Source organism: Flavobacterium aureirubrum (assembly GCF_038739835.1).
Taxonomy (GTDB): domain Bacteria; phylum Bacteroidota; class Bacteroidia; order Flavobacteriales; family Flavobacteriaceae; genus Flavobacterium; species Flavobacterium aureirubrum.
This window is the reverse complement of record NZ_JBCGDO010000006.1, coordinates 95,382-107,495: the sequence shown is the minus strand read 5'-3', so window position 1 is coordinate 107,495 and position 12,114 is coordinate 95,382. Positions and strand designations below refer to the sequence as shown.

The 12,114-nt window shown below is 32.7% G+C and carries 9 protein-coding genes; 5 read left to right on the top strand and 4 right to left on the bottom strand.

All coding sequences use genetic code 11. The features are described 5' to 3' along the window. The first annotated feature begins 14 nt into the window (after positions 1–14). Together WFZ85_RS06735 and WFZ85_RS06730 are read left to right on the top strand one after the other, a co-directional pair. The gene (locus WFZ85_RS06735) at positions 15–1,196 is read left to right on the top strand and encodes a vWA domain-containing protein (protein WP_342695524.1); all 1,182 of its coding nucleotides are present in this window, start codon (positions 15–17) and stop codon (positions 1,194–1,196) included. A 126-nt stretch (positions 1,197–1,322) separates the two neighbouring features. Beyond that, positions 1,323–3,182 carry a DUF4139 domain-containing protein gene (locus WFZ85_RS06730; protein WP_342695523.1) on the top strand — a complete coding sequence of 620 codons (1,860 nt, stop codon included), beginning with the start codon at positions 1,323–1,325 and terminating at the stop codon, positions 3,180–3,182. 58 nt (positions 3,183–3,240) lie between these two features. Here the strand turns inward: WFZ85_RS06730 and WFZ85_RS06725 are convergent, their stop codons facing one another. Both WFZ85_RS06725 and WFZ85_RS06720 read right to left on the bottom strand, forming a co-directional pair. Beyond that, positions 3,241–3,411: a hypothetical protein gene (locus WFZ85_RS06725; RefSeq protein WP_342695555.1), complete on the bottom strand. Its 171-nt coding sequence runs from the start codon at positions 3,409–3,411 to the stop codon at positions 3,241–3,243. A 123-nt stretch (positions 3,412–3,534) separates the two neighbouring features. Then, a complete protein-coding gene (locus WFZ85_RS06720; RefSeq protein ID WP_342695522.1) occupies positions 3,535–3,753 on the bottom strand; it encodes a hypothetical protein in 219 nt (72 codons plus the stop codon). Between the two features lie 390 nt (positions 3,754–4,143). On the opposite strand from WFZ85_RS06720, the gene WFZ85_RS06715 reads away from it, so the two are divergent. From WFZ85_RS06715 to WFZ85_RS06705, 3 genes are all read left to right on the top strand, one after another. Then, a complete protein-coding gene (locus WFZ85_RS06715; RefSeq protein ID WP_342695521.1) occupies positions 4,144–5,766 on the top strand; it encodes a DUF4139 domain-containing protein in 1,623 nt (540 codons plus the stop codon). A gap of 139 nt (positions 5,767–5,905) precedes the next feature. Further along, complete coding sequence (locus WFZ85_RS06710; protein WP_342695520.1) at positions 5,906–6,292, top strand: hypothetical protein; 387 nt, start codon at positions 5,906–5,908, stop codon at positions 6,290–6,292. 88 nt (positions 6,293–6,380) lie between these two features. Next, complete coding sequence (locus tag WFZ85_RS06705; RefSeq protein WP_342695519.1) at positions 6,381–7,781, top strand: PQQ-dependent sugar dehydrogenase; 1,401 nt, start codon at positions 6,381–6,383, stop codon at positions 7,779–7,781. A 1-nt stretch (position 7,782) separates the two neighbouring features. Here WFZ85_RS06705 and WFZ85_RS06700 read toward each other — a convergent pair whose 3' ends face one another. Both WFZ85_RS06700 and WFZ85_RS06695 read right to left on the bottom strand, forming a co-directional pair. After that, on the bottom strand, positions 7,783–8,823 hold the full coding sequence (locus WFZ85_RS06700; protein ID WP_342695518.1) for an aldo/keto reductase: 1,041 nt from the start codon (positions 8,821–8,823) through the stop codon (positions 7,783–7,785). After that, positions 8,823–12,098 (bottom strand): AsmA-like C-terminal region-containing protein, encoded by a 3,276-nt coding sequence (locus tag WFZ85_RS06695; RefSeq protein WP_342695517.1) that lies wholly within the window; start codon positions 12,096–12,098, stop codon positions 8,823–8,825. Before WFZ85_RS06695 ends, WFZ85_RS06700 begins: the two co-directional genes overlap by 1 nt. Positions 12,099–12,114 lie beyond the last annotated feature (16 nt).

The window sequence follows — 12,114 nt, the reverse complement described above, 5'->3', positions numbered from 1 at the left end:
TAAAAACATCAATTATGAAAACAGCTTTTATGAAAACAAAAATGCAAGGTTTAGGGTTGCTACTTATAAGTGCAACAGTGCTTTTGGGATGTAATAATACAACCGCTCAACCACGTGAAGAAGAATCTTCAACAGTAAAACCTACTGTCGAAAAGGAATCCAAAATTCAAGTTGCTTTGCTTTTGGACACTTCCAACAGTATGGACGGATTGATAGACCAAGCCAAATCAAGACTTTGGAATATTGTAAACACTTTGACCACATTAAAATATGAAGGCAAAACACCCGATATCGAAATTGCACTTTATGAATATGGCAATGACAATCTAAGTGAAAAATCAAATTTTATAAGACAAGTTACGCCTTTAACTACTGATTTGGATTTGATTTCGGAAAAACTATTTGCGCTCAAAACAAACGGTGGAAACGAATATTGTGGTGCCGTTATTCAAGATGCTACTAATCAACTCAAATGGGATGACGGTGCCGTAAACATGAAGCTAATTTACATTGCTGGAAATGAAGCGTTCACTCAAGGAACAATAAATTATAAAGAAGCAATTGCAACAGCATTACAAAACAAAATTTTTATCAATACAATTTTTTGTGGCAATCAAGCACAAGGTATTAGCGGTTTATGGAAAGATGGCGCCGATAAAGGTCAAGGGAAATTTTTTACTATTGATTCTAATGCTGCTGTTCAATACATAAACACACCTTATGATGACCAAATTTCTATATGCAATGACAAAATGAATGATACTTATATTGGTTATGGTTCAATGGGAGAATCTAAAAAAATGAACCAAATGGAACAAGATAAAAATGCCGAAAGCGTATCCTATGCCAATAAAACAGAGCGTGCTATCAGTAAAAGCAAAAAAGTATACACTAATACCAATTGGGATTTAGTTGATAAAGTTAAACAAGACAAGGATGTTTTAGCCAAACTTAAAAAAGAAGAATTGCCTAAAGAATACCAAAATAAAACGAAAGAAGAAATTAATGCAATTGTGGCACAAAAAACGCAACAAAGAGAACAATTACAAAAGGAAATAGCCGAATTGGCAAAAAAACGTCAAGAGTTTATTGATGCCGAAGCCAAAAAGAAAAACACGCAAGATGATTTGGGCGATGCTATTGGAAGTTCTATCGTTTCCTTAGCAAAATCAAAAGGATTTACTTTAGAAAAATAGACAGATATTTAACGATTTATCCTTAAAACTACAGTTACCACGAGCTGTAGTTTTTTATTTTAGTATAAATCACAAATTTTTTCGATATTTACATTCCAAAGCGTATTAATCATAATTTCCACTCCTATGAAAATCCCTTTTCTTCTATTCGTATTGGTTTCGACCATTAGTTTTGCCCAAAAACCTATTTTCACAACGGCAAAGGTTAAATCGGCAACCGTTTATTTTAATGCGGCTGAATTGTCTCAAACTACATCCGTAAATCTGCCAGTAGGAACAAGTGAAATTGTGGTAAAAAACGTAGCCGATTACCTCAATGAAAATACGGTGCAAATTGGCGCACCCAATTCGGTTACAGTTTTATCAGTGCAGTTTACTCAAAATTATATTTCAGAATATGAAATTGATGAAACCAATCCGGTGATAAAAAAAGTACGGGACAGCATTACGTTGGTTCAAAAAGAAATTAAGAAAATCCAAATAGACACCTATTCTAGCCAGCAAACTATTGCACTTTTGGATGCCAATCAAAACGTGAGTGGTGCCAACACAGGTTTGAATGTTGCCGAACTGATGAAATTGGTCGATTTTTATAAAACAAAACGAACAGAATTGGATAATGCTGTGGTAACCTTGGCCGAAAAAGAAACCAAACTCAATGAAAAACTCAAAGCACTCAACGACAAACTAGAAATCAATACCCAAAAAGAAGAAAAAAGTTCCAAAGGAAAATTGATTATTCAGGTGATGAATGAAATAGCAGGCGTAGTAAATTTAGACCTAAACTATATTACCAATAATGCGTCATGGACACCTTTTTATGATTTACGAGCTGAGAATATTACAACTCCTATCAATATGATGTACAAAGCACAAGTTACGCAATGGACTGGCATTGATTGGAAAAAAGTAAAACTCACCTTGTCCTCTGGCAATCCCAATCAAAACAATCAAGCACCGTTGTTGAGTTCTTGGTTTTTGAGGTATCAAGACGAACAAAATGATTTTAATTATTATAGAGGAAACGTTTATCAAAAAAATAGAAATGGTGATGTTAATGCACCTGTTTTAAATTCTTTACAAGGTCAATTAGCTGGTGTAAATATTAATGAAGCTAATGGACAACCAGGTTCAAAAAGTAGCGTTGTAATAAGAGGTGCAGGTTCTTTAAATGCAAATTCTGATCCATTATATGTAATTGATGGAGTACCGTCAAATGCAGAAACATTCCGAAAAATTCCACCTAGTGCAATAAAAAATATTGATGTCTTAAAAGACTCATCTGCAACAGCACAATATGGAAATCGAGGTTCAAATGGTGTAATGGTCATTACAACAAAGCAAGGAATGGATGATTATACAGAAGTGAATGAAAACCAACTCAATGTTTCCTTCGATATTGATATTCCTTATGATATTTTATCGAATGGAAAACCGCATAGTGTGGGGTTAAAAGATATAAAACTACCTGCATCTTATAAATATTATGCGGCACCAAGAGTTGAAAAAGAAGCTTTTTTATTAGCCGAAATTAACGACTATTCAAAATACAATTTATTGCCTGGCGAAGCCAACATTATTTTTGAAGGGTTGTATGTAGGCAAAACGTTTATCAATACAAACCAAACTTCGGACACTTTGAATTTAAGTATGGGAAGAGACAAAAAAATCTCTATCAAGCGTGAAAAAGTAGTGGACAAATCGGGAACACGGTTTTTATCTTCCAAAAAAGAGCAAACTTTTACTTTTGATATTACCGTCAGAAATAACAAAAAAGAAGCTGCTGATATTATGTTAAAAGATCAATATCCGTTGAGCACCGATAAAGAAATTGAAATCGAATTATTGCAAAGTGATAATGCCACAGCAAACAAAGAAACCGGAATTCTTACTTGGACTTTAAAACTCAATCCAAACGAAACCAAGAAAGTCAGGATAAGTTATAAAGTCCGATATCCTAAAGATAAAACTATAGATAATTTGTAATACACAAAAACGCAATCCTGACCGATTGCGTTTTTTTATACTTGTTTGATAGTAAATGTTATTTTGGTTTTTTCTTCGGATTTAGGGACGTATTAAAAATAGCATAAACAATAATATTTGAAGTCTCTATTTCATATATGATTAGATAAGGAAAGTGTTTTATGAAAACTTCTCGATAAGGTTTTCTTTTGATTTGATAGTGTAGTGAATTTTTATGAACCCTGTCCAAATATTCTTCCAAAGTGTTTAAAAAACGTTCGCCTAAACCTGTTTGCGTTCTTCATAATAGTCATAAGCTTGTTGCATATCAACAATCGCTTCTTCTTTTATAACTAAATCATATTTCATCAAACTAAATTCGTTGGATTTTTTGTTTGGCTTGTTCCCAAGTAAAAGAATCGCTTTCACCCTTTAAGTGTCTTTCTCTTCGAGCATCTATTATTTCATAATCTTCTTTGGTTAGCGTGTCTTGTTCCTCTTCCAAAATTGCTTTTATTTTGTTTAATACAGTAACTTTTCTAGTGCTTATAAGCATTTCAATTAGTTCCATTTTTGTTGCTTGTAAATTCATAACAAATCATTTTATGTTGTAAAAATAACGATTTTGTGTGATGATTATCTATTTAAAATTGATTTTTTAGCCGATTTGGTTTGCTATTAATTTCCTTTTTGGCTAAGGCGTTAGCTATATTTTATGCAGGCATTCTCACGTGGAATCTAAAACTCAATCCAAACGAAACCAAAAAAGTCAGGATAAGTTATAAAGTCCGATATCCTAAAGATAAAACTATAGATAATTTGTAAAAATACAAGCATCCTAAAGTCATTGATTTTAGGATGTTTTTTTTTGGAGCCATATTTTTTATATCCGTTTTACCCATTCAACTCACCCTTTTACCAAGTCTGCCAAATTTGTCTTTTTCTAAGTAGTAGTTTTATAAAGAATTTAAAAATTTGTACCATGAAAATTAGATATGCAACCTTGCTGTTATTAGTTACTCAGTTGTTCTTTGGACAAGAAATAGTAAAAGAAATTGAAATTAAACGTGCTACCATTTACTTAAAAGGAGCAAAAGTTACAGGAACCACTCCAGTCGTTTTAAAAAAAGGCAGGAACTTTGTTAAACTCATTAATTTGTCCAATGATATTGATGAAAACACGTATAAAATTGGTATAGGGAAAAACACAACCCTAATGGCAATTACTCCATTAAACAATTATCTACACACTAATAAACCTTCAGAAATTGAACAAAAATTAGAAGCCGAAAAGAAAAAAAATGCGCGTTCAATTGATTTACTTTCGCTTCAAATCAAAACACTATTGGGTGAACAAAGTATTATCAATTCTAATTTACAAGTGCATACCAACGATAAAATTTCGCCCCAAGAACAGTTAATTAAATTGACTTCTTTTTATGCCAAACGTTTTTTAGAAATCGAAAACAGCTTGTACTTGTTACAAGAGCAAAAAAATGACTTAGTGGCCGCAAATGCGAATATTGTCAATCAACTAGCAGAAGAAAAGACCAATAAAAACAAAAATAAAAAAGAATTGTTATTGGAAATCGAAGCTAAAACGGAAACAAATTTTGATTTATCAATTACTTATGTTGTCCAAAGCGCAGGTTGGATGCCATTATACGACATCAGAGCAACCGATGTAAACAGTCCATTAGAGCTAGTTTTTAAAGGAAAAATATATCAAAAAACGGGACAAGATTGGACCAATGTAAAACTTTTTGTGTCTACTTATTTGCCTCAAAACAATCAAAACCGACCGATTTTATCACCATTATATGTCAATGAATTTGTGGCAGGAATGAACTACAATCAAATGAATAATGATCAGTATAAAAAAGTAGCGGTCAATGCTGCAACCAATTCCTATCAAATGAGGAGTGATGCTAACAATACCAATGAAGAAGATTCCTATTTTGATTTGCCTGTTGCCAATGTATCGGATAGTCAAATGAACATTTTATATGAACTGAATGAAATTCAAACGATAAAAAGTCAAGAGAAAGAGCAGTTTTTAATTTTAGATAAAAAAGAAGTAGCGGCAACCTATAAATATCATGCTGTTCCAAAAGTTAATCAAAGTGTTTACTTATTAGCCATTGTGAAAAATTGGCAGAATTTAAATCTCATTTCGGGTGAAGCCAGTTTGTTCTTTGACGATAATTATATTGGCAAAACGTATTTACAAAGCAATTATCTGAATGATGAATTTCCTATCTCGTTAGGAATAGACGAACGAATCGTAATAAAAAGGAGAAAAATTGAAGACAAAGACGAGAAGAAATTTTTTAATAGTAATAAAAAAGAAACCGAATCCTATGATATAGTGATTAGAAACAACACCAAACAGACGATAGATTTAGAAGTTTTGGACCAATTGCCAATAAGTGAAAACGAAAAGATTAGCGTAAAATCATTAACCATTAGTGATGGCGTTTATGATGAAAAAACTGGAAGTATACTTTGGCAACGAAAAATAGAAAGCGGTAAAACGGAAATCATACACTTTGCTTATGAGCTAAAATATCCTAAGGAAATGAGAATACATTATTCGAACAGGTAAAAGCAATTATACTTTATAAAAGAAGAAAACATCCTAAGACAATTGGTTTTAGGATGTTTGCATTTAATTAACATACTATTAATGAAATAGTTTTAATAAAATTTATACATTTATACACATTCAATCTAAAAATCATTTTATGAAAAAATGGCTACTATTAGTTATTGTTTGGTGTACAATTCCATCTTTTGGTCAGGAAGTGATTTTGCCTGTTCCGAAGTACAGCTTTAAAAATAATTTACCTTCTCTTTTTGAAAAAGAGGCACGTGTTTTTTATCCTTTTTCTTTCGAACAAGAAGTTCAACAATCAATACTGTTAGTAGATAGCAACCTATTCAACCATTTGAAAACTAAAATTGAATTTAACAAACCTTCTGATTTAAAAAGAATTCAAAAAATAGATTACCAACAACTATTTTTTGGATGTCCACCAGCCAATTCTAAAGACATGATGATTAGTTCGGTGAAACATTATCTTTTAAATAAGTACGTTTTTAGTTTGTTTATGAATAATATCTATGAGTAAAAGGTACAGTAACCACTATCTTCTTCATTTTTTTATAACAATTTGATACCTAACTTTTTATTTTTAACTTTACAAAAAAAAATAGATTATGAAAAAAATAATACTCTTTATCTTTACACTTTTTACTTTTTCGGTTGCAGCACAAACAGTAGCTGTACAAACTTTTGCTACAGGTTTATCCAATGCGGTAGCATTAGTTCATCCGCCTAATGACTCTCGCCTTTTTGTGGTTCAAAAAACAGGTGCAATTAGAATAGTAAATCCTAATGGAACAGTAAATGCCACACCATTTTTAACCGTTACTGGTTTAAGTAGTGGCAGCGAACAAGGCTTATTGGGCTTGGCTTTTCATCCTAATTATGCGAGCAATGGTTTGTTTTTCATCAATTATACCAATACTGCTGGTGACACGATTATTGCTAGATATTCTGTTTCTGCCAATCCAGATATCGCTAATACTACTGCAACCATTTTAATGACAGTAGATCAACCTTTTTCTAATCACAACGGTGGAAGTTTGGCATTTGGACGTGATGGCTTTTTATACATCGGATTGGGCGATGGCGGAAGTGGTGGCGATCCACAAGGTTATTCGCAAAACATGACCGTAGATCCTAATTTTCCTAGTAGAGTGTTATTAGGTAAAATGTTGCGCATAGATGTTGATACTACTTCTGGGTCATTAAATTATGGAATTCCAGCGACTAATCCTTTTGCAACCACTGCTGGTCTTCGTGAAATTTGGGCTCGTGGACTACGCAATCCATGGAAATATACATTTAATAGACTAAACGGTGATTTATGGATAGCTGATGTGGGTGATAATGGTCCCAATTCATTAGAAGAAATCAACAGAACTGCATTCCCGTTGCCTAATACTGGATTAAATTTTGGATGGCGTTGTTACGAAGCAACTTCTCCATTTAATACTTCGGGCTGTGATCCAATGAATACCATGACTTTCCCATTAACTCAATATGGAAGAACTAATAACAGGTGTTCTATAACAGGCGGTTATTTTTATACTGGAACAACGTATCCAAATTTTGCTAACAAATATTTTTTTGCCGATTATTGTACAGCAGAAATAGGATTTGTTGACAATTCTGGAGTGATAACTTGGACTGTTAATTTGACGGGAGTAATAACAACATTTGGCGAAGACCAAAACGGCGAATTATATATTACCAATGGCTCATCTATTTCAAAAGTAGTTGACACTTCACTAAGCACTATCTCTCTTGATGAAAGTGTTTTGACAATTTTTCCAAATCCGGCAACTAACGAACTTTTTATTAAAAACAATAATAATGTTGCGCTTCAAACTATAGCTATTACTGACTTAACAGGCAAAGTGGTTTTAAATCAAGATATTCAAAACATCGGTTCTAACGCCATTAATATTGCCAATTTAGCGAAAGGAATGTATCTAGTTACGGTGCAAACACCTAATGGTTTATCGGCCACTTCAAAGATTTTAAAACAATAATTTAAGGCGCAGGATCGGGATAAACGGCTTGTATTTTATTGATTCCTGCAAGTACTTCTGGTGATAAAACAACTTCAAAAGCAGCAATGTTTTCTTGAAGTTGTTTTATACTTGTGGCGCCAATAATTGTAGAAGAAACAAACTCTTGTTGTTTGACAAATGCCAATGCCATTTGAGTTAACGTTAATCCATTGTCAAGTGCTAATTGATTGTAAAGTTGGGTAGCTTTTCGACAATTTTCGCTCGAATATCTTGTAAACTGCGGAAACAAACCCAAACGAGAATTAGGTTGTATCCCATTTAAATGTTTGCCTGTTAAAAAGCTAAAAGCTAAAGGCGAATACGCCAAAAGGCCGACTGATTCTCTGAGGCAAATTTCGGATAAACCCACTTCAAACAGTCGATTTAATAGCGAATAGGGATTTTGTATCGTAACAATTCTAGGCAAATTATGCTTTTCGCTTTCATTGAGAAATTTCATCACTCCATAAGGATTTTCATTGGAAACCCCGATATGTTTAATCTTTCCTTCTTTGATTAAGCCATCATAAATGCTTAATATTTCGAAGAAATTTTCTTGCCATTGCGTATCAATTTTGGATATTCCGCGTTGTCCAAACATATTCATGACACGCTCTGGCCAATGCATTTGATACAAATCAATATACTCGGTTTGTAAATTTTTTAAGCTCAATTCTACTGCTTCAACAATACTTTTTTTGGAGAAATCGAGTGGTTTTCTGATGTATTCCATGCCGCGATTGGGTCCAGCGATTTTAGTTGCAACAACCAATTTCTCTCTTTCCGAAGCACCAATTTTTGCAATCCAACTCCCAATAAAACGTTCGGTATTACCAAATATTGTTGCATTGCCACCAATTGGATACATCTCAGCTGTATCAAGAAAATTTATTCCGTGTTCAACAGCATAATCCAACTGCTCATGTGCCTCGGCTTCGGAGTTTTGATTGCCATAAGTCATAGTGCCAAGACAAATGGAACTTACCTTCAAATCAGAATGTGGTAATGTGGTATAAATCATTAAATGTTTTTTAAAGTATCTTGTGTGTTTTCTGTTGACTCGTTTTCTAAATCGTCAAACAGGAACGATTCGTCTTTGACAAATCCTTTTCCGTTTTTAATGTCTTTGTTTTTTTCTAACGAAATTTTATAATTACTTGGTGTTCCCGATATTTTTAAATTGATGTATCGAACCCTTTTATTTGGATCTTTATAGATTATTTCGTCTTCTTGGTTAGCGTCGAGTGCCTCGCGTTTTCGGCCAAAAAGTTTTTGAAATGCTATTCCTGTTACCATTCGTAGCGGGATTCGCAAATTGTATTCCATATTCATATTTCTATCCTGACTTCCTGATAATTGAATGAAACCCAATGACGAATTGACTACCATATTAGGCAAAATTAGTCTTCCGTTTTTCAACACCAGTCTATTTTCTAATTTGTCAAACAATACTTTCGAAAGATTTTTATCTTTAAAGAAATTGGACATGGCTTGTATCGGTCCAAAATTGTCTAATCTGCCATTATTGATAACTACATCCATTTGAAGATTGGAATCGTCTATACGCGGTGTTAAATCGGTATGTAATAAAATTTTTCCTGTAATTCTTCCGGTAAATATTCCGTGAAGATTCTCTGAAACGAGTTTATCTTGACCAAAATTATCAAACTTATACAGTACTTGATCTAGATTTACTTTTTGAATTTTCAAATCGGGGTTCAAATAAATATTTTTAGGGTTTGAACCATTCAAGTAACCTTTTAAATTTACAATGCCTCCCGCAGCATTGAACTGACAATTATCAAAATGAACCATATGATTCTCTTTTATTCTCAGCTTGGCAGCCATCTTTTTTATGATGTATTTATGGTAATTTAAATGCCCAATTGCAGCATCAATTTTTATATTCTTAAACGGAATTTCAAACAAGTTAAAACCACTATCGTGATCTACTTTTACATTACTATTTGTAGGCTGTTCTTTATAGCTAAATAACTCATCAAAGTCTAGATACGTGGACTGGAAATTGAAGTAATCGCCATTTTTCTTGTAATAGCTGTTGTTTTTTAAATGATAGCGTCCGCTTAAAGTAAAATTACTTTTCCCGATTGTTCCTGAAACATTGTTGATGGTTAGCACATCTTTCTCGGCATGAATATTGCCCTTAAACTGTTCAAATTTAACAGGATGTACTTTAAACTTTCCTTTAAATTGGTCGACATAAAAATCAGTAGATTGCAGCGAATCTTTAAAATGCAGTGCAACACGACCGTGAAATTTTAGCCCTTTTACATCTTCATCGCGGTATTCTTTTGGAACATAATTTTTGCCATTGTAAGAAAACAAATCTTTGAAATGCAACGTATTAGAAGTTAAATCAAATTCCATTTGTGTGTCGCCTATTTTTTTATCGGCAAACCAAAGATTGTATGAGGCAATTTTCCCATCAAAAGCAAAATCACTCGTATCGATTTGTCCACTGAATTTCTTGACGTTGATGTCATTCTCTGTAATTTCAAACAAACCGCCAAAATCATGAAAAACATGAGGGTAATTTTCTAATTTGGCATAAAAATTTTGAATAAAGTAATTTCCAACAGGCAATGATTTCGATTGTAAAAAAGTAGATGCTGCGCCTTTAAACGCAAGATCAATCTTAAGGTTGCGCATCTTTTCATTAAACGGTTTTTGCTTGATGGTGTCAAAAGCGGTGAGTTCTTTAAAATCCAATAATTTTGATTTAACGTGAATTTCAGAAACTACTTCGCCATTGGTTTGATGAATAATGGCTGGAATATTGTTGATTTTTCCATTCATCTCAAGGTTGGATTTACCCAATTGCAGACGGCAATAGTCCATTTTGATATCATTGCCATCCATTATCGCTTTTAGATTTAAATTTTTTACTGGCAAATGATAACGCTCTGATTTAAAATTCAAATTGGTGACCAACAACTCTGAATAATAAGCTTGATTAAATTTCTCCAAACTTTTCTCAGGATTTGACAAATCAATAATATCATGAAAATTCATACTAAGTTGAATATTCCCCGTGACATTAGATAAATTTTTTAAATTAAAAAACTTCGATAGGAATTCCAAATCAAAATCAGAGTCGAGTTTCAAATCAATTTCGGGCGAAATAAAATTAATCACTTTCAGATTTCCTTTAAAACGTCCTGCTTCGGGCTTTGCAGAAAAATTAGTAAGATAAAAGGCTGAAGTTTCTAAATTTCTTTTGGAACCATTTGTAAAATAGGCACTAAACGTCATATCGTCTAGTTTTTTATTGGTAATAGTATTGTCAAAAAATCCCTTTTTACAACCAAATTTGGCTTCAACAGCAGGAAGATTTCCGTTGATAGACTTGCCTTTTACTGTAGTTTTAAAGAAAATATCTCCTTGATTGTCATACTTTTTTAGCGTTGGGATTAAATCCTCCGGTGCAAAAGCAATGAGCAAATCAAAGTTGGGTTTTTTACCCGTGAAAACTAAGTCTAAATCAAAATTATTTTTAATGTCTACTTTTCCTTCCAAACCAAAAACGCCATTTTCAATTGTAACAGTCGAGGATTCAAATTGTAATTGTTGCGATTTTTTATGAAAAGAAAATGCAGTAGCAATATCAAAATGTTTGTTTTTTATAAATGTGGTGTCTTTTCCTTTGATTACATTGAAAACAAATTTAGTGTCTAAACCCATTTTAATATGGGTTTCGTCTTTTTTAAATTTCGTCTCGGCTTTGTTTACATAGGCATTAAGTGTGATAGCATCGACTAAATTAGTTTTCTGTAAAACAATATTTTGTAGTTTAATTTTTTGTAAATCGATATGGAATTCTTCTTCCACATCCTCAATTTCTTTATTGGTTTCAAATGCTTTAACAAGATTATAGGAATGGTCTTTATATTGGATAATGTTAATTTTCCCATTAGCCAGTTTAATTGTTTTTACATCATATTTCCCGCTAATTATTGTCCATAAATCAAACCCAACATACACATCTTTTAAATTGATAATTGGTTTTTGGTTAACCGCTTTTGTTTCAAAAACTTGGAAATCTTTTATGTCTATAGAGATGTAAGGAAAATTTTCAAGTGGCGAAATTTGTGTGCCCGAAAGCGCAATTTTTCCTTTAAAATCAGCATTTGCTGTTACCAATAATTCCTGAATAATGGCGTCTTTTTTAAGGCTAATAACCAGAATAAGAATACCAAAAAGCAGTATCGGAATTCCTAAGAAAACCAATACTACTTTCTTCCATTTAGTAAAAAAACTTTTCTTTTTTGTTTCCACAAGCAAGGATCAGAAA